This window comes from Thioclava dalianensis (assembly GCF_000715505.1).
Lineage (GTDB): Bacteria > Pseudomonadota > Alphaproteobacteria > Rhodobacterales > Rhodobacteraceae > Thioclava > Thioclava dalianensis.
Genome location: NZ_JHEH01000007.1, coordinates 138,820 through 162,366 on the forward strand (window position 1 = coordinate 138,820; position 23,547 = coordinate 162,366).

Here is a 23,547-nt window from a genome sequence, read left to right on the forward strand (position 1 = left end):
TGCGTCTGCTCCTTATTCGGCGGGCATGGCGGAGACCGAGCGTGCTTCCACGCGCGGGGTCCGTGCCACCGTCATCCAAAGATTGTAGGCCATGATGAGACCGCCCAGCAGGTAGAGAACCCCGCCCAATGCGCGCACCACATACATCGGATGCACAGCGGCCACGGTGTCTGCGAAGGCGTTCACGAGGAAGCCCTGACTGTCGACTTCACGCCACATCAGCCCCTGCATGATCCCGGCCACCCACATCGAGGCCGCGTAGAGAACGATGCCGATCGTCGCGAGCCAGAAATGCCAGCTCACCAGCTTGAGCGAGTAGAGCCCTTCACGCGACCACAGACGCGGCACGAGGAAGTAGAGCACGCCGAAGGTGATCATGCCGTTCCAGCCCAGCGCGCCAGAATGCACGTGCCCTATGGTCCAGTCGGTGTAATGGCTCAGCGAGTTGACCGCCTTGATAGACATCATCGGGCCTTCGAAGGTCGACATGCCGTAAAAGCCGATAGAGACCACCATCATGCGGATCACCGGATCGGTGCGCAGCTTGTCCCATGCGCCCGAAAGCGTCATCAGACCGTTGATCATGCCCCCCCAGGACGGCATCCACAGGATGATCGAGAACACCATGCCCAGCGTCGAGGCCCAGTCGGGCAGCGCGGTGTAGTGCAGGTGGTGCGGACCGGCCCAGATATAGAGGAAGATCAGCGCCCAGAAGTGTACGATCGAGAGCTTGTAGGAATAGACCGGACGCTCCGCTTGCTTGGGCACGAAGTAATACATCATGCCAAGAAAGCCTGCGGTCAGGAAGAAGCCCACCGCGTTATGACCATACCACCATTGCGTCATCGCATCCTGCACGCCCGCGAAGAGCTGAGAGGATTTGGAGCCGAAGAGAGACACCGGAACGGCGAGGTTGTTCACGATATGCAGCATCGCGATGGTCACGATGAAGGACAGGTAGAACCAGTTGGCGACGTAGATATGCGGCTCGCGGCGCTTGAAGATCGTGCCGAGGAACACGGCCAGATAGGCCACCCAGACGACGGTCAGCCAAATATCGACATACCATTCAGGCTCGGCATATTCCTTGGATTGCGTAGCCCCCAGCAGATAACCGGACGCGGCGAGTACGATGAAGAGGTTATAGCCCCAGAACACGAACCAGGCGAGATTGCCGCCCCACAGACGCGCCGCCGAGGTGCGCTGCACCACATAGAAGCTCGACGCGATCAAGGCGTTGCCGCCGAAAGCGAAGATCACCGCAGATGTGTGCAGCGGGCGCAGCCGTCCGAAGTTCAGATAGCCCTGCGCGGCCTCGACGTTGAGCGCCGGATAGGCAAGCTGGAAGGCGATGAGGACCGCCACGAGAAAGCCAACCACGCCCCAGAAGGTCGTCGCAATCACGCCTGCGCGGATGACACTGTCGAAATACCGGTCCTCTCGCACGATCTGGGGCGTGCCCATGGTGCGCAATACCCAGATGAACATGAAGGCCGAGGCCAGCATGACCTGCACCGCGTTGACCTGATAGGCGAAATCGCGTCCATATCCGGCCGCGATGGCGGCCAGAACCGCAACAAGGCCAAACGCGATCAGCTTGATATAGTCCCACATTTTCTGTGTCCCTTCGTCTTGTCTGGCCCTTGGTCGCGGCGCGTGACGCTGCCGGCCGCGCATGACCAAAGCCCTTTTGGTCCGAGCATATGCACGATGCCTTGATCTGCATCAAATGTTCGCGAGGGGGATGTGCGTTTTGGTCGCAGCTTCGTGATAGCCCATTCGGGGCCTTGATCAGGATCAAGGCATCCGCGCAGGATGAGGGTTAAGATTATGAGCACGCGACATCATCGACCCGGGAGAGAGCGATGGCTTACAAAACGATTCTGACGATTGTGACGGATACCGAAGCTGCGGGGCCTCAACTGGAGACGGCAATCGCCGTGGCGCGTCGGCGCGAGGCGCATCTCGATGTGCTCTGCATGGGCGTGGATCGCACCCAGACCGGCTATTACTACGCAGGGGCCACGGCCTTTGTGCAGCAAGAGACCATGGACCGGGCGCAAGATGAGGCCAGCACGGTGAACGAGACCGTGCGCAGCCGCCTCTCGCGGGAAGATATCCGCTGGAGCGCCGATACGGTGGTCGCTCAGATCGGCGCGATGGCCACGGTCGTGGGCGCGCGGGCACGCTTTGCCGATCTGGTGGTGATGGGGCGCCCCTATGGCGCGGGACGCGGCCCCGAGGTGGAGGCCGCGATTGAGGCTTCGCTCTTTGAGGGGCAGGCGCCGGTCGCCATCGTGCCCGACAGCTATAAGGGCGACATCCCCGCCCGCCGCGTCGTGCTGGCATGGAATCAGTCGCATGAAGCGATGCGTGCGGTGCGCGCAGCCCTGCCGGTGCTGCAATCGGCCAGTCTGGTCGACATCACCATCATCGATCCGCCCACGCATGGCACAGAGCGCTCCGACCCTGGTGGTCAGCTCAGCCAGATGTTGGCGCGCCACGGCGTGAAGGCAGAAGTCTCGGTGCTGTCCAAGACGATGCCGCGCGTGTCGGATGTGCTCAACCGCCATGTCCGCGACACCAATGCCGATGCGGTGGTGATGGGGGCCTATGGGCATTCGCGCATCCGCGAAGCGATTCTGGGCGGCGCGACCCGGCACATGCTCGAGATGGCGGAAGTCCCGGTGATCATGGCGCATTGAGCGCCCCTGCGGAGACACGCCGCTCCCCTGCGCGCCCGGGGGTTTTGGAACTCCGGAGCGCAGAGAGTCGTTGCGCCAACACGATCTGATGAAAGGTCCGCCATGCGCTACGCCAAAACCCTTGCCTTTTCAGCTCTGATCCCCGTGCTCACCGCCTGTCAGCAAACGGCTCCTGCACCTGACGCGGGCGCGCAAATGCAGCTCCCACAGGAGATGCGCGGGCGCTGGGGATTGACTGCCAATGATTGTACGGCCCGGCATGAGGCGCTTGGCGACAATAAGGGGCTGATCACCATTGGCCCGCGCACGATCACCTTTTACGAATCACGCGCCACGCTGCGCTCGATCTCAGAGCGCGCCCCAGACCGCGTAGATGCCACATTCGATGTCAGCGGCGAAGGCATGGAGTGGACGCGCGAGATGGTGCTTGAGGTGCAAGACGGCGGCCAAATGCTCATCCGGCGCGATTTGGGTGCGGATGCCCAGCCCGGTGCCCTGCGCTACATGGCCTGCCCTGCCTCCTGAAACGGGCGCTTCGAGGAGCACCCCAGATGTGATACCCTTCCTTCAGGGAGCCGCCCCGTCGGCTCGGGTGCATTGGGAGATATGTCATGAGTTATATACAGGGAATTCTGGCCGCCGTACCGGTTCAGAACAAGGCTGATTACGTGGCCCTCGCGAAAGAAAGCTGGGAGCTTTTTCGCGATTACGGCGCGCTCTCGATGCTGGAGGCATGGGAGGATAATGTCCCCGATGGCACGCTCACATCCTTTCCGATGGCCGTGAAGCGCGAACCGGGCGAGGCGGTGGTGTTTTCGCAAATCAGATGGCGCGACAAGGCCGCCGCGGATGCGTGTTTTGCCGCGATGGAGAGCGATCCGCGCTGGCAGGCGCTGGGAGAGATGCCCTTTGACGGCAAGCGCATGATCTGGGGCTTTTTCGAGCCGATCTTCGAGGGACGCGCCTGATCCTCAGCGTCGCCTTGACGTGTCGCGGTGCCCCTTGGCGTGCGCGCCAAACGGCCATTCAGCCCCGGCCAAACAGGGCTGGATGGCCATGTAGAGCTTTTTGAATCAGTCGGTTAGTGCCGCACTCTCAGCCCAGAATACCGCCATCGCTGTCATCCCCAGCCTCGGACATAAGCCTGTGCATATCCGGCACCGTGACATGGCGCTTGCCCTGCAACTCGATCACACCGTCGCGCTTGAGCGCCGAGATCTGACGGCTCACCGTCTCCAGCGTCAGGCCCAGATAATCGGCCATCGCTTCACGGGTCAGCGGCAGGTCGAACACCATCCGCTCCTCTGCGACCTCCAGCCGGATCGAGGCATTTCTGCGCGCCACGATCGACAACAGCGAGGCGATCTTCTCCCGCGCTGTCTTGCGCCCCAGAAGCAGCATCCATTCACGTGCCGCGTCCAGCTCGTCGAGGGTCATTTGCAGCAGCCGCTGGGCAATATGCGGTGTGCGCAGCATCATCTCCTCGAACGGCGTCTTGCGAAAGCAGCACATCAACACATCGGTCGTGGCCGTGACGTTATAGGGGGCAGAGCTGAGCCCCGGACGCCCGACAAAATCCGATGGCAGCAGCAATCCGACCATCTGCGTGCGCCCATCTTCAAGCGTCTGGGTCAAGGTGGCGATCCCCGACACGACCGAGGCCACGAAATCCATCTGATCCTCGGCCCAGACAATCGTCTGGCCCGCCTCGAAGCTGCGGTAATACTTGATGCCCTCAAGTTCCTGCAATTCGTCGGACTCGCAGCGCGCACAGACAGCCCGATGACGAATTGGGCAGTCGCCGCAGCGGAGCGAGAGTGGCGGAACTTCGTGAAGTGTCATGGGCCTATCAGATTGATCTGCGTCAAATACCCGAGCGCAATATGACCTTAACGATAGGCGCATGAAACAGGATTCGCAACTTGCCCGGCTCGGTCTCTTCGACGCGAAGGTGCCACGCTACACGTCCTACCCGACCGCGCCGCATTTCGCAGGCGGTGTCGGGCCGGATCTTTTCGCCCGCTGGATCGAGGAAATCCCGCCCGGCGGCGCGATCTCGCTCTATCTGCATGTCCCGTTCTGTCGCCGCCTGTGCTGGTTCTGCGCCTGCCGCACGCAGGGTACGCAAAGCGAAGATCCGGTGCGCGCCTATGTGAAAGTCCTGCAGGCCGAGCTGAAAATGCTGCGCGCACGGCTGGCACCGGGCGTCACACTCTCGAGGCTGCATTGGGGGGGCGGTACGCCAACACTGATGCCTGCCGATGTGATGGGCGAGCTGACGGCTGCAATATTTGACACGCTGCCGATGGGGCAAGATGCGGAATTCTCGGTCGAGATCGACCCCAATGAGATCGACGAGGCCCGGATGGACGTGCTGGCCGAGGCCGGGATGAACCGCGCCTCGATCGGGGTGCAGGATTTCGACCCGCAGATCCAGAAGATCATCGGGCGCGAGCAAAGCTACGAAATCACCCGGCGCGCCGTGGACATGATCCGCGACCGCGGCGTGCGCAGCCTGAATGCCGATATTCTCTACGGCCTGCCCCAACAAACCCCGGTAAAGATTGCCACCTCGGTACAACAGCTTCTGTCATTGCGCCCGGACCGCGTGGCGCTTTACGGCTACGCGCATGTGCCATGGATGGCGCGGCGCCAAACGCTGATCGCTTCGGATACGCTGCCGACACCGCAGGAACGGCTTACCTTATTTGAGGCGGCAAGCGCGCTTTTCGAGGCCGATGGCTATGAGTCCATCGGGATCGATCACTTCGCCCTACCCTCCGACGGGCTGGCCATCGCGCAAAAGGCCGGGCAGCTGCGGCGCAATTTTCAGGGCTACACGGATGATCAGGCACTGGCGCTCGTGGGACTCGGGGCCTCGTCGATCTCGCGCTTTCCGCAAGGCTATGCCCAAAACGCGCCCGCGACATCGGCCCATACCAAAGCGATCCGGGCCGGGGAGTTCTCGACCGCGCGTGGGCATATCTTTGAGGGTGAGGACCGCCTTCGTGGGCGCATGATCGAGGCGCTGATGTCGGATTTCGAGATCCGCTCCGATGAGATCCTGAGCAACTTCGACATTTCCTCCGAGCGTCTAGCGCAGCTATATGACGCCTGCGCAGCGCAGTTCGGCGATATGATCGAGATCAGCGCGACAGGCTTGCGCATTCCGCCCCGCGCGCGGCCGCTCACCCGGATGATCGCACGCCATTTCGATGCTTATGACATGGCGCCGGGCGCTCACAGTCTGGCGGTCTGAGGGCGGAATGCGCGCTCAGCTTGCGCGCCAAGCGCCCCCGTCCTCGCCATAGCGCATCGCGAGATCGGCGATGAGCGCCATGTCCTGCGCATCCAGCGGGCCAGAGGCGCGGGGCCGGAAGCGCAGCCGGAAGGCCGGCAGGAGCAGATCCAACCCCAGATCGGGATAGCCGAAGCTTTGTGCCAGCGCGCAGAAGGTCTCCGGTGTCGCATCGGGGGCCGGTCCCGGCTGCGGCCAGACAGACAGACGCTGCCGCGCCAGCCTTTGCCAGTCAAAGCGCGGACCGGGATCAATTTTACGTCCGGGGGCCATGTCGGAATGCCCAATGACGCTTTGAGGCGCAATCGTCCAGCGCTCCATAATTGCGCGCAGCAAGGTCTCGAGCGCTGCCATCTGCGCCTCGGGAAACGGGCGGTCGCCCAGATTGTCCAGCTCGATCCCGATGGAGCGCGAATTCACATCACCGCATCCGCGCCACTGCCCAGCGCCTGCGTGCCAGGCGCGCATTTCTTCGGCCACAAGCATTTCGGTCGCCCCATCGGCCCCGATCAGCCAATGCGCCGACACCTCTGCCTCGGGCAGGCACAGACGTTTGCGCGCGGCCTCACAGCTGGCCATCGCGGTGTAATGCAGGACGATCAGCTCAGGGAGGGCCGCGCCGCGCCGCGCCCCGAAATTGGGCGAGGGCAGCGGGTCGGTCACTGACGGGCCGTCTGGAAGGGGGTCGGATCCCAGTTGCAGGCGAAGCCGTCGCCATCGGGATCAAGATTGAGGCGGTCGCGTTGCGGACCACCGGCTGCCAGAAACGCGAGCTGCGCCTGATCGGCAGAGACATATTTCGCGCAGGCATTGCTCGACGAGGTGAGATGCAGCCCGCCGCGCTTATAGATCGACTGCCCGGGTCGGTTCGTGACCGAGAGCGCATAGGCCGCCAAGTTCGGGCCCGACCGGTCGCTATCCGAGATCGGCTGCTGGGGAACCGGGGTCGTAGCCATCGAGCTTGAAGCGGTGCTGCTGCTGCCGGCCGAGGCAAGGTTCATCGTGTCGACGCTGTCGCCACCCGGTGCGGTTTGCTGCAGTGCTGCCATCGCATCCGCTCCAATCGTGGCGTCGGGATTGGCATTGGCAGAGCTTCCATCGCCGGGCATCGCGGGTGCCGGGATCGAGGGATCATTGCCGATCGTGCCGCTGGCATCGATCGAGGGGGCCGAGAGCGCATTGGTCGAGCCCGGCATTGCGGTGCCCGTGGCGTTGAGTGGCGCGCCGGGCGGTGAGGGGTTGGTTCCCGGCATCACGCCCTGTGCCGAGGGCGGCACGATGGGCTGCCCCCTCAACTCGGCATCACGCCGGGCCTCGGGACCGCTATCGGGCATCGAGCTTACACATCCCGCAAGGGCAAGCGCCCCGCCAAGCATCATAAGTGCGCGCATTGTTCTCACCACCATTTCTCCGGCTTCGCGGCAAAGCCTGCCGCCTGTTCCAGCACATGGGCATGGTTGAGAAGATCGCCCTCTTCCCACGGCCGCCCGATCAGTTGCAGACCCAATGGAAGCCCTGCCGCATCCAGTCCACATGGAACAGAAATACCCGGAAGGCCCGCGAGGTTCACCGTCACGGTGAACACATCATTGAGATACATAGCAACTGGATCGGCATTCGCCATCTCACCTAGGCCGAAAGCCGCCGATGGTGTGGCAGGCGTCAGGATCGCATCGATGCCCTGCGCGAAGACCTCTTCGAAATCGCGCTTGATCAGCGCCCGGACTTTGCGCGCCCGGTTGTAATAGGCGTCGTAGAAGCCTGCCGAGAGCACATAGGTGCCGATCATCACGCGGCGCTGGACCTCGGGGCCAAAGCCCTCGGCGCGGGTCTTGGCATACATATCGTCGATGCCCTCCCCCGCTGCCAGCTTGGCGCGATGGCCATAGCGCACGCCATCATAGCGCGCGAGGTTGGAGGACGCCTCGGCAGGCGCCACGACGTAATAAGCCGGCAGCGCATATTTGGTGTGCGGCAGCGAAATATCGACGATTTCGGCACCTGCATCTTTCAGCATGGCCGTGCCGTCCGCCCAGAGCTTCTCGATCCCGGCATCCATGCCATCCATCCGGTATTCCTTGGGGATACCGATCTTCTTGCCGCGAATATCGCCCGTCAGCATCGCTTCGAAATCGGGCACCGGCAGGTCGGTCGAGGTCGAATCCTTGGGGTCATGGCTGCACATCGTGCCCAGCATGATCGCCGCATCGCGCACCGATTTCGTCATCGGCCCGGCCTGATCGAGCGAAGAGGCAAAGGCCACCACGCCCCAGCGAGAGACCCGCCCATAGGTCGGCTTGATGCCCACGATGCCGGTAAAGGCTGCAGGCTGACGGATCGAGCCGCCCGTATCGGTGCCGGTCGCGGCCAGACAGAGATCAGCGGCCACTGCCGAGGCGGACCCGCCCGAGCTGCCGCCCGGCGTCAACTGGCGCTCATCGACTTTCCACGGGTTCACCGCATTGCCGTAGCAGGCAGATTCATTGCTGGAGCCCATGGCGAATTCGTCCATGTTTAGCTTGCCCAGCATCACCGCGCCCGCATCCCACAGGTTCTGCGTGACGGTCGATTCGTATTCCGGCTTGAAGCCTTCGAGGATCTTCGAGGCCGCCTGCGTGGCCACGCCTTTGGTCGCAAACAGATCCTTCACGCCCAGCGGGATACCGCACATCGCAGGCGCATCGCCGGATTTGATCCGGGTATCGGCAGCGCGCGCCATCTCAAGCGCGATCTCGGGGGTCTTGTGCACGAACGCGTTCAACGCCCCGGCCCCTTCGATCTGCGACAGGCAGGCCTCGGTCAGCTCGACCGAGGTCACATCCCCCTTGGCCAGCGCGTCGCGCGCCTCGGCAATCGTCAGTTTGTTCAGGCTCATTCGACCACCTTCGGCACGGCAAAGAAGCCCTCGCGGGCATCGGGGGCGTTTTTCAGGACTTTTTCGGGATAGCCACCATCGGTGACGACATCCTCGCGCCGCTTCAGGCGCATCGGGGTGACCGAGGTCATCGGCTCGATGCCGTCAACATCGACCTCTCCAAGCTGTTCCATGAAGGTCAGGATGTTCGAAAGCTCGCTTGCCAATGCGGGCAGGTTGTCTTCGGGCACCCGGATCCGAGCCAGGTGCGCAACCTTGCGCGCGGTGTCGATATCAATGGACATTGGGTTTCTCCGCTAATCTTGGATCGCGGTTTAGCCTTTGCCACGGGCGCTTTCAAGCGCTCCCCCTGAATGTGAGCCGCCTTACCCTGTCGCGGGCGCTTTTGCGCCCTAGTCTTGTGCATCAGATCCACAAAGGAGGACCCAGAATGAAACTCACTTGGCTTGGCCATTCCGGCTTTCGCATCGAGACCGGCGATGCGGTGATCCTGCTCGATCCGTTCCTGACCGGCTCGCCGGTCTTTCCCGATGACAAACGCGCCGAGGTCATCGCGGGCGCGACCCATATCCTGCTGACCCACGGCCATGGCGATCACGCCTCTGACGCGGTGCCGATTGCCAAAGAGCTGGGCATTCCGATCTATTGCATTCACGAGCTGTCGATCCTGTTGGGCGCCGAGGGGGCCGAGGTCGTGGGCTTTGGCAAGGGCGGCACGGTCGCAATCGGCGATGCGAAGGTGACGATGGTGAACGCCACGCATTCGGCCTCGATCGATTACCGCGATGGCACACCGATCTATGCGGGCCAACCTGCGGGCTTCATGCTCGCCGCGGAAGGCCACACGATCTACATCACCGGCGATACCGATATCATGGCCGATATGGAATGGATGGGCGAGCTGCACAAACCCGATATTGGGATCATCGCGGCAGGCGGTCATTTCACGATGGACATGACCCGCGCCGCTTGGGCTGCCAAAAAGTACTTTGACTTCAAGACCGTGATCCCGTGCCACTACAAGACCTTCGATGCGCTTGAACAATCGGCGCAACCGCTGATCGACGGCCTGCCCGGGGTACGCGTGATCGAACCCGAGGTGCTTGCACCGATCGAGATCTGAGCAATTTCTGACCTGCGGCGCGCGGTGATCGCTTGAAGCGCGCCGCAGGTCACGCTAGCGTCTGACGTCCACGGGAGGGAGCCGCATGTCCGACTTGCTGACATTCAAACAGATGTGCGAGCGCTTCGATGTCACCCCGCGCACCCTGCGCTATTACGAATATATCGAGCTGCTCAGCCCTCAAAAGGAGGGGCGCTCGCGTTATTATGGTCCGCGCGAGATTGCTCGGATGACACTCATCCTGCGGGGTCGGCGCTTCGGATTCTCACTTGAGGAGCTCCGGCAATGGCTGCTGATCTATGATCAGCAAGGAACCGCCGAACAAAATCGCGTCTGGGTTGAGTTGGCCGATAGGCAGCTCAACCACCTTAAAATACAGCGCGACGAACTTGATAGCGCCATCGAAGACCTGCGACAATTGCGTGATCAAGTCGACAAGACACTTGATTCCTGATTGCAAATTGCATTCCTAGACGTCAGCTTGCCTGGATAAATCCAGCAAAAGCTGACGTTTTGTGATGCGACATGCGAAAGAAAAGTTCCCGATCGGGCAGTGAAACGCATCTTACATCACGTCACCGCAACCGTGACGCCACGTTACGGTGACGTGGGCGTCAAGAAAGCTTGTAATGTGGGGGGAGTCGTAGGATTTGCTCCACTCTTTTACGTAAAGGAAGTGCGAGGCCGAGACTATGACGGAAGAAGTTTTGACGATCCGCGAGATGTGTGACGCATTCAATGTGACGCCACGCACCCTGCGGTTCTACGAGAGCAAGGAGTTGTTGTTCCCGATCCGAGAGGGACAGAAGCGTCTGTTCACGCGACGTGACCGCGCAAGGCTGAAACTGATCCTGCGCGGTAAGCGTTTCGGGTTCAGTCTGGAGGATATCCGCCAGCTTCTGGATCTCTACGAGATGGGCGATCAGCAAAAGACGCAGTTGAGCGAGACGATCAAGCTCGCACAGCAACGTCTCGAAGAGATGCAGCGCCAGCGCGATGAGCTGGGGCAAGCGATTTCCGAACTCGCCGAGCAGATCGGGTGGGGGGAGAAACAACTGGAGAAGGCGCGCCACGAAGACGCGGCCTGATCCGCGAATGAGAGGAAACGGGAGGGCGCCATGCCGAATTTTACCGCCAACACCAAGGATATGCAGTTCGTCCTGCAAGAACTCCTGAAGATCTCGCAGGCCGATATTCCCGGCTATGAGGAAATGGAGCCCGACTTCACCGAAGCGGTGCTCGATGCAGCCGGTAAGGTTTCGGCAGAAGTGCTCGCACCTCTCAACGAGGTTGGCGACAAGGAAGGCTGCGTGCTGGAGAATGGCGTCGTGCGCACGCCCAAGGGCTTCGACAAGGCCTTTGCCGCGATGAAAGAGGGCGGCTGGACCGCGCTTGATTGCGACCCCGAATTTGGCGGTCAGGGCATGCCCTATGTGCTCAACTGCGCGGTGGGCGAGATGTTTGTGTCCGCCAATATGGCGTTCAACATGTATCAGGGCCTGACCCACGGCGCCTATTCCGCGATCCACACCCACGGGACGGAAGACCAGAAGGCGACCTACCTTCCCAAGATGGTCACCTGCGACTGGACCGGCACGATGAACCTGACCGAGCCGCATTGCGGCACGGATCTGGGCCTCATGCGCACAAAGGCCGAACCGCAGGACGATGGCTCCTACGCGATTTCGGGCACCAAGATCTTCATCTCGGCGGGCGATCACGACCTGTCGGAGAACGTGATCCATCTGGTGCTGGCCAAGGCGCCGGGCGGCGGCGAGGGCACCAAGGGCGTCTCGCTGTTCATCGTGCCGAAATTCCTCGTGAACGAAGACGGCTCGCTGGGCGAGCGCAACGGGGTGTCCGTCGGCAAGCTCGAAGAGAAAATGGGCATCCACGGCAACGCCACCTGCGTGATGAACTACGATGGCGCCAAGGGCTGGCTGCTGGGCGATCTCCACAAAGGCATGCGCGCGATGTTCACGATGATGAACGAAGCGCGTCTCGGCGTAGGCCTGCAGGGCTACGCGGTGGCCGAAGGGGCCTATCAGGAGGCCGTGGCCTATGCCAAGGATCGCCAGCAAGGCCGCGCGGTGACCGGCGCTGAAGCCCCTGAGAAATCCGCCGATCCGATCATCGTACATCCCGATGTGCGCCGGATGCTGATGGATCAGAAGAGCTTCATCGAAGGCGCACGGGCCTTTACCTTCTGGGGCGCGCATCTGATCGACCGCTCGCATAAGGCCAGCGATGCCGAAGCCGAGGGGCTGATCTCGCTGATGACGCCGGTGATCAAAGGCTTCCTGACCGACAAGGGCTTTGAGACCGCCGTGCAGGCGCAACAGGTCTTTGGCGGCCACGGCTACACCGAAGACTGGCCGATGTCGCAGCATGTCCGCGACGCGCGGATCGCGATGATCTACGAGGGGGCGAACGGCATTCAGGCGCTCGATCTGGTGGGGCGCAAGCTCGCTCAGGACGGCGGCAAACACGTCATGGCCTTTTTCGAAATGGTCAAGGCAGAGTGCAAGTCGCATGATGGCGACGAGCGGATGAAAGCCTTCGTCGAGCCGCTCAAGGCCGCATCGAAGCAGCTTCAGACCGCGGGTATGTTCTTTATGAATAACGGGATGAAGAACCCCAACGCCGCGCTCTCGGGCAGCTATGACTTCATGCATCTGATGGGGCATGTCTGCCTTGGCCTGATGTGGACCCGGATGGCGAAAGCCGCCCTCGATGCGCTCGATGGCGGAGCCTCGGACACCGCGTTCTACGAGGGCAAGCTGACCACCGGCCGCTACTACATGGCGCGCCAGTTGCCCGCCTGCGCGATGCATCTCGCACGGATCGAAAGCGGCGCGGATCCGGTCATGGAACTGGCCGACGATCAGTTCTGATCGACCCTGACTGACGGTATGACGGGCGGCGGGCTTCGGCCCGCCGTTCTCATTTACATCACTTGCATTTGCTCTGATGTGTCCCGCGCCCAGATTGCGCGGCTGCGCACCTCAGCTACTGTGGTTGAGAACCCGACTCACGAGGACCACATGTATCTGGGCACCGCCGAGACCAATCGCCGATATGCAGCCGCGCTTGCTGAATTGCAGGCGCGCGGCGTGATCCACACCCATAAGATTGCGCCGTTCAACCGGTTGCTCGAATGGTTCGGCTTCGAGCCGCGCCCTGTCCCGTTCCTGAGTTGGAAGCAAAGCCTGTTGATCTTCACGCTGGGCTTTGCGATTGCCCAGTTGATCGTCGATCCGCTGCTGAGCTGGACCACCGGACTTTCCTTTGGCTTTCATACCGTCGAGCTGGTCATCAGCGCGCTGATCTTCGGCGGCATCATGGCAGTATTTCAGGTCTGGCGGCAGCACAAGCTGGGCTTGAGCGACTGGGAGCAGCTTTGAGAAATCGGGGCCTGCACAGGGCCCTTCGCAATCGGCCATTTTCTTAGCGCCCAATCTTGCCTAAGCTGCGCCTCAGGATCAGAGATGCGAGGATCGCGCCCATGACCGAAGCCCATGCTTTCCCGCAAGCGCGCGGCGGCTGCCAATGCGGCGCTATCCGCTTTACGATCGCACCGGGGCTTGCCAAGGCAAGCCTGTGCCATTGCCGGATGTGCCAGCGCGCCAGCGGCAACGTCTTTGTTCCACTTTACGAAATCCCGGCAGAGCGCATCGCCTGGCAAGGCGTCGAGCCGCAGGAATGGGCGTCGTCCAACATCTCGCAGCGCGGCTTTTGTCCGACCTGCGGCACACCGCTTTATCTGCGCACGGGCGATACATACGAGATCATGGCAGGCTGCCTACATCCCGATTTCCCCTTCACGCCCGCCGATCAAGGCGGGATGGAGGCGCGCAGCACATGGCTCGACGCGCTGGCCAAGATCCCGTCCCATGACACCACGCCCGCGCTTCTCGCGCAGGTCGTCTCCAATCAATCCGCGGAGTAGAGATGCCCAAACGCCTCAGACTGACACGCCGGTTTCCGGTCGCGATGACAAACGATGCCTATCGCCGCCTCAACCGCTTTGCACAAGAGGCCGAGATCAGCCCCGACGAGGCGCTGACCTTCATCTTCGAGCATTTCAACTCGATCACGGATGACGACAATCTCGGGCACCGCCTACGCCTGTTCAAGGCCGAGCTGCCCGAGCGCAAGGCCTGATCGGCCTTTCAATCCCCCCACAGTCAACGGAAAGGAAGACAATGACTCGTCTCCCCCTCGCGCTTGCCCTGATGCTTGCCTCGACGCTGCCCGCCGCGGCCTTTGATGCCGCCGACCGCAACGCAGTGACGCAGGAAGTCGCCGGTTTTGAGAAAGCCGTGCAGGAAAAGGAATATGACGTGTTTTTCGACACGGTCCCGCCGAAGATGATGAAGAGTATCGCACAGACCAATGGCATCACGGTCGACAAGCTCGAAGACACGATGCAGACCCAGATCAAAAAGGCGATGTCCAAGGTCACCATGAAAAGCTTCCATATGGATGTCAGTGCGATGACGACGGGCAAGACAAGCACCGGGCGCGCCTATGCGCAGATCCCGACGACATCCGAGATGGAAGTGCCCAATATGGGCACGGTGCGCGCGACCAACACGACCCTTGCGCTCAAGGATAACGGCGAGTGGTATCTCGTGCGGATCGACAGCCCGGCGCAGCAAGAGATCCTGCGCAAGGTCTATCCAGACTTCAAGGATGTGAGCTTTCCCAAGGGCACGCTCGAAACCCTGAACTGATCACGACGGCGCGCAGCTGCGCGCGATAGGATGGACAGAGCTGACGCGCCCGGACGACATCGCCGGGCGCGTTTGTCATTGCCCAGAGAACCTCCCCCTCCCCGGGCAGCTATCGCTACGGAACGTCACCAAGTCTCTCGCGTTGAACGCCACGTCGTGATGGAGTGACGTTGCGGCGAAACAGGGCCTTGGGGCTTACGTTTGCGTCACTGAAGGGTCAGATTAGAGTCAACACGGGGAGGTGGTCGCATGGCGGCGAAACTGTATTGCTTTGGCGAGTCGGGCAACGCCTATAAGGCGGCGCTTACGATGGAACTGTCGGGCTATGACTGGGAGCCGGTCTATATTGATTTTTTCAATGGCGAGGCCCGTAGCCAAGAATATCGCGAGTTAAACGAGATGGGCGAGGCGCCGCTTTTTGTCGAAGGCGATACCAAGCTGAGCCAATCCTGCGTGATCCAGCTTCATGTCGCCGAGCAGACCGGCAAGTTTCTGGCTGAGGATCGTAACGAAATGCTGCGCTGGATGTTCTGGGACGGCCAGAAAGGGTCGGGCCAGCAAGGCGGCTTGCGCTTCTTGATGAACTTCCTGCCCGAAGCCAAACGCCCGCAGGAGGCGATCAAGTTTCTCAGCGGCCGCGTTCTGGCCGCGCTCGGCACGCTTGAGGCGCATCTCGAGGGCCGTGACTGGATGGTCGGTGCCGCGCCCAGCCTCGCGGATTTCGCCTGCTGTGGCTATCTCTATTACCCCGAGCCCTTCGGCTTCGCGCGCAAGGACTTCCCGAATATCGACCGCTGGCTGGACCGCATCGCGGCCCTGCCCGGTTGGAAACACCCCTATGAACTAATGCCCGGAAACCCTTCTGACCGGGCGTGAGGAGGACCAGATGACAGACGCATATATCTATGACGCAGCCCGCACACCGCGCGGCAAGGGTCGCAAGGACGGATCGCTCCACGAGGTCAGCTCGGTTGCGCTCTCCGCCGGGCTCTTGAACGCGGTCAAGGCCCGCAACGGGCTTGAGGGCCACGCGGTCGAGGACGTGATCTGGGGCAACGCGACCCAGGTGATGGAACAGGGCGGGTGCCTTGCGCGCTCTGCCGTGCTCCTGTCCGATCTCGATGAGCGCATTCCGGGCCTGTCGATCAACCGCTTCTGTGCAAGCGGCATGGAGGCGGTGAACCTTGCCGCCAACCAGATCCGCGGCGGCGCGGGGCAAGCCTATATCGCGGGCGGCGTCGAGATGATGGGCCGCGTTGCGATGGGCTCTGACGGGGCGGCCATCGCGGTCGATCCGAGCCTTGCGATGAAGACCTATTTCGTGCCGCAGGGGATCTCTGCTGACATCATCGCCACCGAATATGGCTTCTCGCGCGAGGATGTGGACGCGCTGGCCGTCGAAAGCCAGAAACGCGCAGCCGAGGCCATCGCCGATAACCGCTTTGCCAAATCGCTCGTCCCGGTCACCGACCAGAACGGCCTGACCATTCTGGATCACGACGAATATCCGCGCGCGGGCACCACGCTCGAGACGCTGGGCGCGCTCAAGGCGAGCTTCAAGGATATGGGCGAGGTGATGCCCGGTTTCGACAAGGTCGCGATGCTGAAATATCCGCATCTCGATCACATCAACCACGTCCATCACGCGGGCAACTCCTCGGGGATCGTGGATGGTGCGGCGGCAGTGCTGATCGGCTCCAAGGAATTTGGCGAAGCGCATGGCCTCAAGCCCCGCGCCCGCATCCGTGCGACCGCCAAGATCGGCACCGATCCGACGATCATGCTGACAGGCCCCGTGCCGGTGACCGAGAAGATCTTGGCCGACTCGGGCATGTCGATCTCGGATATCGACCTCTTCGAAGTGAACGAGGCTTTCGCTGCCGTCGTCTTGCGCTTCATGCAGGCGTTCCAGGTCGACGCCTCCAAGGTCAACGTCAATGGCGGCGCAATCGCGCTTGGCCACCCGCTGGGCGCAACCGGCGCAATCATCATCGGCACGCTTCTCGATGAACTGGAGCGGCGCGACCTGTCGACCGGGCTGGCAACGCTCTGCGTGGCCTCCGGCATGGGTGCTGCAACCATCATCGAACGCGTGTGAGGGAGGGACAAATGGCTGATTTCAAATACGAACTGGGCAGCGACGGCGTGGCCGTCATCACATGGGACGTGCCCGAGAAATCGATGAATGTGATGAGTATGGAAGGCTTCAGCCTTCTCGACAGCTTCATCGACAAGGCGCTGGCGGACGAGGCCTGCAAAGGCGTGGTCATCACCTCCGCCAAGCCCGACTTCGCAGGCGGCATGGATCTCAACGTGATCGCCGATATGCGCAAAGGGGGTGCTCAGGCGATCTTTGATGGCGTCATGAGCATGCATCACGTCCTGCGCAAGATCGAGCGCGCGGGCATGGACCCCAAGACCCTCAAGGGCGGTAAGCCGATTGCAGCAGCCCTGCCCGGCACAGCGCTTGGCATCGGGCTGGAGCTGCCGCTCTCGACCCATCGCATCTTTGCCGCCGACAACCCCAAGGCCAAGATCGGCCTGCCCGAGATCATGGTCGGGATCTTCCCCGGCGGTGGCGGCACGACGCGGCTGTCGCGCAAGCTGGGGGCAATGGTCGCAGCGCCCTTCCTGCTGGAAGGCAAGCTGTCGGACCCGAAGAAAGCCAAGGCAGCCGGCCTGATCGACGAGGTGGTCGAGGACCCGATCGCTGCAGCAAAAGACTGGGTCTTGAATGCCAAGGATGCCGATCTGGTCAAACCGTGGGACGCAAAGGGCTACAAGATGCCCGGCGGCGCACCCTATCATCCGGCGGGCTTCATGACCTTCATGGGCGCCTCTGCGATGGTGCATGGCAAGACCAGTGGTGTCTATCCTGCCGCCAAGGCCTTGCTCAGCGCAGTCTATGAAGGCGCGCTCGTGCCCTTCGACCAAGCCATCAAGATCGAGGCACGCTGGTTCACCCATGTGCTGATGAACCCCTCCTCCACCGCGATGATCCGCTCGCTCTTCATCAATAAGGGCGCGTTGGAGAAAGGCGCGAACCGTCCCGATGCGCCCGATCAGACCGTCAAGAAGGTTGGCGTGCTCGGTGCAGGCATGATGGGGGCGGGCATTGCCTATGTCTCGGCCAATGCGGGCATCGAAGTCGTGCTGATCGACAATGCGCAGGACGCAGCCGATCGCGGTCGCGCCCATGCCGAGGGCATTCTCGACAAGGGCATCGCGCGCAAGAAGGTCACCGAAGAGAAAAAGGCGCAGGTGCTGGGCCGGATCACCGCCACCACCGATTACGCCAAACTTGAGGGCTGCGATCTGATCGTGGAGGCCGTGTTCGAAGATCCGGGCGTGAAGGCCGAGGTCACGAAGAAGGCCGAAGGCGTAATCGCCGAGAGCGCAATCTTTGCGACCAACACCTCGACCCTGCCGATCACCGAGCTGGCCAAGGCCAGCGCGCGCCCCGAGCAGTTCATTGGCATCCATTTCTTCTCGCCCGTCGAGAAGATGAACCTTGTCGAGATCATCAAGGGGGCAAAGACCGGTCCGGTCGCCGTGGCCAAAGCGCTCGATTTCGTGCGCCAGATCCGCAAGACGCCGATCGTGGTGAATGACGCGCGCTTCTTCTACGCCAATCGCTGCATCATCCCCTATATCAACGAGGGGATCCGCATGGTCGCCGAAGGGGTGAACCCGACGCTGGTCGAGCATGCCGCAACGCAGGTAGGCATGCCGCTGGGGCCGCTGCAGCTGGTCGACGAGACCTCGATTGATCTGGGCGTGAAGATCGCGAAGGCCACGAAAGCCGCGATGGGCGATGCCTATCCGGACGGGGCGGTCGATGACGTGCTGTTTTGGATGGCCGACGGGGGCCGGATGGGGCGCAAGTCGAACGCGGGCTTCTACGACTATGACGAGAAGGGCAAGCGTCAGGGCCTCTGGGAAGGTCTCGACGCCAAGTTCCCGCGCGCCGATGAGCAGCCCGACGTGCATCACGTTCAGCACCGTCTGCTGATGGCCCAGGTGCTTGAGGCCGTGCGTGCGTTTGAGCAAGGCGTGCTTGAGGATATCCGCGAGGGCGATGTCGGTGCGATCCTCGGCTGGGGCTTTGCACCGTGGTCGGGCGGGCCGTTCTCGTGGCTCGACATCATCGGGGCAGCCAAAGCCGTCGAGATCTGCGAGGCGCTCACCGCCCAATATGGCGCGCGCTTCGAGACGCCCGCCCTGCTGCGCGACATCGCGGCCAAGGGTGACACGTTCTACGCGCGCTTCGGCGAGGGTCAGGCGGCTAAGGCTGCCTGATCAAGAGACGTGCGACCGGGCGGAGCAACGGTTCCCTTCCGCCGCGCCGGTCACCGCGAAACGCCGGGGTCACAGGACCCCGGCGTTTTCGTATCACGCAAAGAGGCTGGCCCTATTCGTTGGCGCAAGCCGGGGTGCCCCAAACATCCTGCGCAATCATTTTACCAACAAGTGAGCAGGCCATTTCCATCGGCAGCGGGTTGTAAAGCGACGCATCCGGCGAGACCTGCTTTGCAAGGTCGTCGCGCATGATGGACCCGCAATGCATCATGCCGGTCCCATTGGCATAGATGACCTCTTCGCATTCGAACTCCGGCACCACGACGTCGATCTTGTAATGCGGGCTCACCCGCGCGATCCCCCGATAGCCCTCAAGCGCCGCCGCTTGGATCAGCGCGAAGGGATCGTCAAATGCGGCCTCCGCCGCATCGCTTTCCACCAGCACCGTCTGCTCGGGCAGCAGCAACATTTCAACCTTATTGCCCAGCGCCCCCGCAGGCACGGCAAGCGGCTTGAAATGGCGTGGGCAATTGCGCGCCCCGAGGCAAAGCTGCATACGTTTCACCGCTATCACCGGGCGCGGACCATGATCAAAGGTCATCACCACATCGCCTGCGACGATCCCCTCAACCGGGCGCCACCCCATCGCAGTGGCAATCAAGGTGCCCGCGACGATCCCCGTGCTTTGCATCATCGCGTCAGGTTGTGCCGAGGCGTCACTCCAACTCGCGCTTAAGGCGAAATCATCGTCTGGCGTGTTGGCAGCAGCGTCAAACATTTCCGTCTTCCTTCTGAAGAGCTCGCGCAGCGGAGCATGTGTTTCTTGCGGACCAGTCGAAGGGATGGTGAAGAAATTTCCGGGGCCGAAATGTGGCGAGATTGCGGCGAGAGGCGCAAAATAGGCACAATTTGGCACACTCGACCGTGATATCCCCGCCAAAAAGCCTTATTGCGGCCCCGCCCGGAGCGATCTTCAAGGCGCGATCTCAGAAGCTGTAGTCAAACCGCGCGATGTCACTGGCTGCGAGTCGCGCCACACATTCCGCTGCGTCATCGGAATAGTAACCGCGCCAGTCACTCGCGCGAATGGAGAAATTGTGTCGCTCGAAAGGGGTGATCGCAAAGCCAAGATGTGCCTCCAGAGGGGCGGCATCCTCTTGGGCATGTTCAAGCCGGATATAGAGATCGCAGCACGGCTGGCTGTCAGCACCGCGCATGTAGCTGTCATAGGGTGCCGCTTTGAGCGAGGCTTGGGTATGCTCGGCGTGCAGAAACTCTGAGAAATCCAAACGGCGGGCGAGATCCACGGCCGGATGCGCGAAACGCTGCGTGCGGAGCCAGTGATAGTAGCTCACCATCCGGTCCCACGGATTGCGCACAAGCGTGAAGGTGAAATATTCGCGCGCCTGCTGGGGCGTATAAAGCCCGATCCCGTCCGATAAGGTGCTGTGCTTCCACAACCTTCCCGCCGTCTTCACATCCTTCAACCGATGCCTGCGCCTTTGCGCTTTGGGCGTATCGCCGATCAGCAGATCATCGGCCTGCGCGCGCGCCTCAAGCGCCAGCGACAACGCGGTGCCGCCCGTCTTGGGGATATGCACGAAAATGAATTTGCGGCCATGCGATACGATCATGCAGCCCACGGTAATCGCGCCTTTACGCGCGCGCAAACCCCCTTCCCTTTCGCGAACACTCGTCCGAAGATGCGACAAGGATCGAGATGAGGAGATCGCGATGGGATGGCTTGCCGACGAAACCGGGCTCGAGAAATGCGCGGCCAATTATGTACCGCTCACGCCGCTGTCGCATCTCAACCGGGCGCTTGAGCTGTTTCCCGAACGGATCGCCGTGATCCACGGCGCGCGTCAGTTCACCTATCGCGACTACCACGCCCGGGTGAGCCAGCTTGCCTCGGCGCTCACCGCGCGCGGGGTCGCACCGGGCGATGTCGTGGCAACGCTTTTGCCCAATTCGCTCGCACAGGTGGAGGCGCATTTCGGCGTGCCAGCCTGCGGCGCGGTTCTCAATGCGATCAACACGCGCCTGGATGCGGGCACGGTGGCCTATATCTTCGAGCATGGCGGCGCCAAACTCGTCTTATGCGACAGCTCCGTGCTGGCCGTGGCCGAAGAGGCGGTCAAGGCAATGTCGGGTCCGGCCCCGCAGATCATCGAGGTGGCCGATCCCGATTACGACTACGCGCCCACCGGACACTATCTGGAATATGAAGAGTTGCTGGCAAAGGGCGATCCGAATTTCGCCTGGATCATGCCGCAGGATGAATGGGAGAGCATCGCGCTCAACTATACCTCCGGGACGACAGGGCGGCCCAAGGGCGTCGTCTATCACCATCGCGGCGCCTATCTCTCGACACAGGCCAATATGATCTCGTGGCGGATGCAGCTTTACCCGGTACTTTTGACCATCGTGCCACTGTTTCACTGCAATAGCTGGACGCATAGCTGGATGGTGCCCATGCTGGGCGGCACGGTCGTGTGCTGTCGCGACATCACGGCCAAGGCGATCTATGACGCAATCGCCGATCACAATGTCACCCATTTCGGCGGCGCGCCGATCGTGCTCAACATGATCGTCAATTCCAAGGAAATCGACCGGCGCGAATTCGACCATATCGTCGAGGTCTTCACCGCAGGCGCGCCGCCTCCCGCAGCCACGCTTGCCGCAATCGAGCCGCTGGGCTTCAACGTCACGCAGGTCTACGGGCTGACCGAGACCTACGGGCCCTCTGTCGAATGCACCTGGAAGCCCGCTTGGGACGGCACAGAGGGCGAGGCGCGGGCCGAGCTGAAAGCGCGCACCGGGATGATGATGCCGATGATGGAAAGCGTCAGCGTCTTTGATAACGGCAAGGAAGTCGCGCGCGACGCAGCCCATCTGGGCGAGATCGTGATGCGCGGCAATATGGTGATGAAGGGCTATTACAAGAACCCGCAGGCCACGCAGGATGCCTTTGCGGGGGGCGTGTTCCATTCCGGCGACATCGCCTTTTTGCATGACGATGGCTACATCAAGATCACCGACCGGGCGAAGGATATCATCATCTCGGGCGGCGAGAATGTCTCTTCGGTCGAGGTTGAGGGCGTGATTGCGGCGCATCCGGCGGTCTCTCTCTGCGCCGTCGTCGCCAAGCCAGACGACACGTGGGGCGAGGTGCCTTGCGCCTTTGTCGAGCTGAAAGACGGCGCAGAGGCCAGTGAGTCCGAGATCATCGCGCATTGCCGCGCCCGGCTCGCGGGGTTCAAGACGCCAAAGCGGGTTATTTTTACCGAACTGCCCAAGACCTCGACCGGCAAGATCCAGAAGTTCGAGCTGCGCGCCGTGGCCAAACTGCTGGACCGCGAGACCTGACCTAAAGCTGCTCGCGCAGGCGCCAAACGGAAGAGAGGCAAGCAACCCAAGGACTTGTCAGATTGACCCTCCGGCAGGATCCGTTATCCTGCCGGTCAACAAGAGCAGCAATGGGTCCAAATGACCGCCCTATCCGAATATGAAAGGCTCGAAGCCATCGGGTTGTGGCGCCCTGAGCCCGGGGCGCAGCGCCGCGAGGTGATCGTGTCGCTGGGCGATGCGAGCGTGGTGATTTCGGATAGCAAATCAAGCTCGGCCCTCGCGCATTGGTCTCTGCCGGCGATGATCCGGCGCAATCCCGGCACGCGGCCTGCCCTATTCGCGCCCTCCGACGAGCCCGGCGAAGAGCTTGAAATCGAAGACGAAACCATGATCGCCGCGATCGAGAAGGTGCATGTCATCATCGAGACCCACCGCCCCCATCCGGGCCGGTTGCGGGGGGTTCTGATCGGCGCCGTGGTGCTGGCGTTCGGGGCCGTGGGCATCCTGTGGGTGCCGGGTGCGATGGTCAACCACGCAGCGAGCATCACGCCTCAGGCCAAGCGCATCGAGATCGGGCGCAAGCTGCTAACCGAGCTGGCGACAATGACCGGCCCGCCCTGCCGCTCTGGTCCCGGCGATCGCGCGCTCTCGCAACTGTCCGCGCGGTTGCCTGCGCATGCGACGATTGTGGTGTTGCCCGAGGCGCTTGCGGGCGCGCGGCTGTTGCCCGGCAAGCTCGCCGTGGTCGGGCGCAACACGATTGACGGCCCAGATACGCCCGAGGTCGTGGCGGGCTACCTGATCGCAGCCGAGGCCTCGGGGAGCGACGACACGCCGCTCAAGCGGATGCTAGAGGCTCTGGGGCCTGCGGCCTCGCTCCGGCTCATGACCACGGGCAACCTGCCCGATAGCGGCATTGTAGACTATGCCAAGCGCCTGCTGCGCGAGCCGCCCGAGCGCGCCGATAGCGACACGCTGCTACGGGCTTTCAAAGCGGCCGGGGTCAGCTCGACCCCATACGCCTATGCGCTTGATCCGACGGGGGAAAGCGTGCTCAGCCTGATCGAAGCCGATCCCTTCAAAGGCGCCCCTGCCCCGCGCCCGGTTCTGGCGGATGCGCAATGGGTCGCGCTGCAAGATATCTGCACGGCGAGCTAGGC

At 62.2% G+C, this 23,547-nt stretch carries 25 protein-coding genes; 17 read left to right on the top strand and 8 right to left on the bottom strand.

Going from position 1 to position 23,547, the window contains the following annotated elements; genetic code table 11:
- Positions 1-12 precede the first annotated feature (12 nt).
- Positions 13-1,614 carry a cytochrome-c oxidase, cbb3-type subunit I gene (gene ccoN / locus DL1_RS08290; RefSeq protein WP_038064772.1) on the bottom strand — a complete coding sequence of 534 codons (1,602 nt, stop codon included), beginning with the start codon at positions 1,612-1,614 and terminating at the stop codon, positions 13-15.
- A gap of 251 nt (positions 1,615-1,865) precedes the next feature.
- Between ccoN and DL1_RS08295 the strand changes: the two genes are divergently transcribed.
- The 3 genes from DL1_RS08295 (at position 1,866) to DL1_RS08305 (ending at position 3,673) form a co-directional block, all read left to right on the top strand.
- Positions 1,866-2,705: a universal stress protein gene (locus DL1_RS08295; RefSeq protein ID WP_038064774.1), complete on the top strand. Its 840-nt coding sequence runs from the start codon at positions 1,866-1,868 to the stop codon at positions 2,703-2,705.
- Between the two features lie 102 nt (positions 2,706-2,807).
- Positions 2,808-3,230, top strand: a complete 423-nt coding sequence (locus DL1_RS08300) for a hypothetical protein (RefSeq protein ID WP_051693427.1) — start codon at positions 2,808-2,810, stop codon at positions 3,228-3,230.
- A gap of 86 nt (positions 3,231-3,316) precedes the next feature.
- Complete coding sequence (locus tag DL1_RS08305; RefSeq protein WP_038064776.1) at positions 3,317-3,673, top strand: DUF1428 domain-containing protein; 357 nt, start codon at positions 3,317-3,319, stop codon at positions 3,671-3,673.
- Positions 3,674-3,800: 127 nt separating this feature from the next.
- Here the strand turns inward: DL1_RS08305 and fnrL are convergent, their stop codons facing one another.
- A complete protein-coding gene (fnrL, locus tag DL1_RS08310; protein WP_038064777.1) occupies positions 3,801-4,547 on the bottom strand; it encodes a transcriptional regulator FnrL in 747 nt (248 codons plus the stop codon).
- Positions 4,548-4,608: 61 nt separating this feature from the next.
- Between fnrL and hemN the strand changes: the two genes are divergently transcribed.
- Positions 4,609-5,964 (top strand): oxygen-independent coproporphyrinogen III oxidase, encoded by a 1,356-nt coding sequence (gene hemN / locus DL1_RS08315; RefSeq protein ID WP_038064780.1) that lies wholly within the window; start codon positions 4,609-4,611, stop codon positions 5,962-5,964.
- Between the two features lie 15 nt (positions 5,965-5,979).
- On the opposite strand, the gene DL1_RS08320 is transcribed toward hemN, so the two are convergent.
- The 4 genes from DL1_RS08320 to gatC are packed head-to-tail and all read right to left on the bottom strand — an operon-like array spanning position 5,980 to position 9,162.
- A complete protein-coding gene (locus DL1_RS08320) occupies positions 5,980-6,666 on the bottom strand; it encodes an N-acetylmuramoyl-L-alanine amidase (protein ID WP_245739557.1) in 687 nt (228 codons plus the stop codon).
- A complete protein-coding gene (locus tag DL1_RS20835; protein ID WP_051693428.1) occupies positions 6,663-7,394 on the bottom strand; it encodes a hypothetical protein in 732 nt (243 codons plus the stop codon). The genes DL1_RS08320 and DL1_RS20835 overlap by 4 nt, the downstream gene beginning before the upstream one ends.
- Before the next feature lie 5 nt (positions 7,395-7,399).
- Entirely contained in the window at positions 7,400-8,878 is a 1,479-nt protein-coding gene (gene gatA / locus DL1_RS08330; protein ID WP_038064781.1) for an Asp-tRNA(Asn)/Glu-tRNA(Gln) amidotransferase subunit GatA, read from the bottom strand.
- Complete coding sequence (gatC, locus tag DL1_RS08335) at positions 8,875-9,162, bottom strand: Asp-tRNA(Asn)/Glu-tRNA(Gln) amidotransferase subunit GatC (protein ID WP_038064783.1); 288 nt, start codon at positions 9,160-9,162, stop codon at positions 8,875-8,877. Before gatC ends, gatA begins: the two co-directional genes overlap by 4 nt.
- Positions 9,163-9,308: 146 nt before the next feature.
- Here gatC and DL1_RS08340 point away from each other — a divergent pair, with 146 nt between their 5' ends.
- The 11 genes from DL1_RS08340 (at position 9,309) to DL1_RS08390 (ending at position 19,036) form a co-directional block, all read left to right on the top strand.
- A complete protein-coding gene (locus tag DL1_RS08340) occupies positions 9,309-10,001 on the top strand; it encodes a metal-dependent hydrolase (protein ID WP_038064785.1) in 693 nt (230 codons plus the stop codon).
- Between the two features lie 85 nt (positions 10,002-10,086).
- Positions 10,087-10,455: a MerR family transcriptional regulator gene (locus DL1_RS08345; RefSeq protein WP_038064788.1), complete on the top strand. Its 369-nt coding sequence runs from the start codon at positions 10,087-10,089 to the stop codon at positions 10,453-10,455.
- Positions 10,456-10,693: 238 nt separating this feature from the next.
- Positions 10,694-11,089 carry a MerR family transcriptional regulator gene (locus DL1_RS08350; RefSeq protein WP_038064790.1) on the top strand — a complete coding sequence of 132 codons (396 nt, stop codon included), beginning with the start codon at positions 10,694-10,696 and terminating at the stop codon, positions 11,087-11,089.
- Between the two features lie 30 nt (positions 11,090-11,119).
- Positions 11,120-12,895, top strand: a complete 1,776-nt coding sequence (locus DL1_RS08355) for an acyl-CoA dehydrogenase C-terminal domain-containing protein (protein ID WP_038064793.1) — start codon at positions 11,120-11,122, stop codon at positions 12,893-12,895.
- A 150-nt stretch (positions 12,896-13,045) separates the two neighbouring features.
- Complete coding sequence (locus DL1_RS08360) at positions 13,046-13,405, top strand: DUF6404 family protein (RefSeq protein ID WP_038064795.1); 360 nt, start codon at positions 13,046-13,048, stop codon at positions 13,403-13,405.
- 101 nt (positions 13,406-13,506) lie between these two features.
- Complete coding sequence (locus DL1_RS08365) at positions 13,507-13,950, top strand: GFA family protein (RefSeq protein ID WP_038064796.1); 444 nt, start codon at positions 13,507-13,509, stop codon at positions 13,948-13,950.
- Between the two features lie 2 nt (positions 13,951-13,952).
- Positions 13,953-14,165, top strand: a complete 213-nt coding sequence (locus DL1_RS08370; protein ID WP_038064798.1) for a hypothetical protein — start codon at positions 13,953-13,955, stop codon at positions 14,163-14,165.
- 41 nt (positions 14,166-14,206) lie between these two features.
- Positions 14,207-14,737: a hypothetical protein gene (locus DL1_RS08375; RefSeq protein WP_038064800.1), complete on the top strand. Its 531-nt coding sequence runs from the start codon at positions 14,207-14,209 to the stop codon at positions 14,735-14,737.
- 249 nt (positions 14,738-14,986) lie between these two features.
- Positions 14,987-15,613 (top strand): glutathione S-transferase family protein, encoded by a 627-nt coding sequence (locus DL1_RS08380; protein WP_038064801.1) that lies wholly within the window; start codon positions 14,987-14,989, stop codon positions 15,611-15,613.
- Between the two features lie 10 nt (positions 15,614-15,623).
- A complete protein-coding gene (locus tag DL1_RS08385; RefSeq protein ID WP_038064803.1) occupies positions 15,624-16,835 on the top strand; it encodes an acetyl-CoA C-acetyltransferase in 1,212 nt (403 codons plus the stop codon).
- Positions 16,836-16,846: 11 nt separating this feature from the next.
- Entirely contained in the window at positions 16,847-19,036 is a 2,190-nt protein-coding gene (locus tag DL1_RS08390) for a 3-hydroxyacyl-CoA dehydrogenase NAD-binding domain-containing protein (RefSeq protein ID WP_038064805.1), read from the top strand.
- Positions 19,037-19,148: 112 nt separating this feature from the next.
- Here DL1_RS08390 and DL1_RS08395 read toward each other — a convergent pair whose 3' ends face one another.
- Positions 19,149-19,814 carry a Hint domain-containing protein gene (locus DL1_RS08395; protein WP_051693429.1) on the bottom strand — a complete coding sequence of 222 codons (666 nt, stop codon included), beginning with the start codon at positions 19,812-19,814 and terminating at the stop codon, positions 19,149-19,151.
- 208 nt (positions 19,815-20,022) lie between these two features.
- Positions 20,023-20,670, bottom strand: coding sequence for a sulfotransferase family 2 domain-containing protein (locus tag DL1_RS08400; RefSeq protein WP_038064886.1), 648 nt, complete (start codon positions 20,668-20,670; stop codon positions 20,023-20,025).
- 100 nt (positions 20,671-20,770) lie between these two features.
- On the opposite strand from DL1_RS08400, the gene DL1_RS08405 reads away from it, so the two are divergent.
- Together DL1_RS08405 and DL1_RS08410 are read left to right on the top strand one after the other, a co-directional pair.
- Complete coding sequence (locus DL1_RS08405; protein ID WP_038064807.1) at positions 20,771-22,405, top strand: AMP-binding protein; 1,635 nt, start codon at positions 20,771-20,773, stop codon at positions 22,403-22,405.
- Between the two features lie 120 nt (positions 22,406-22,525).
- A complete protein-coding gene (locus DL1_RS08410; RefSeq protein WP_038064810.1) occupies positions 22,526-23,545 on the top strand; it encodes a hypothetical protein in 1,020 nt (339 codons plus the stop codon).
- Positions 23,546-23,547 lie beyond the last annotated feature (2 nt).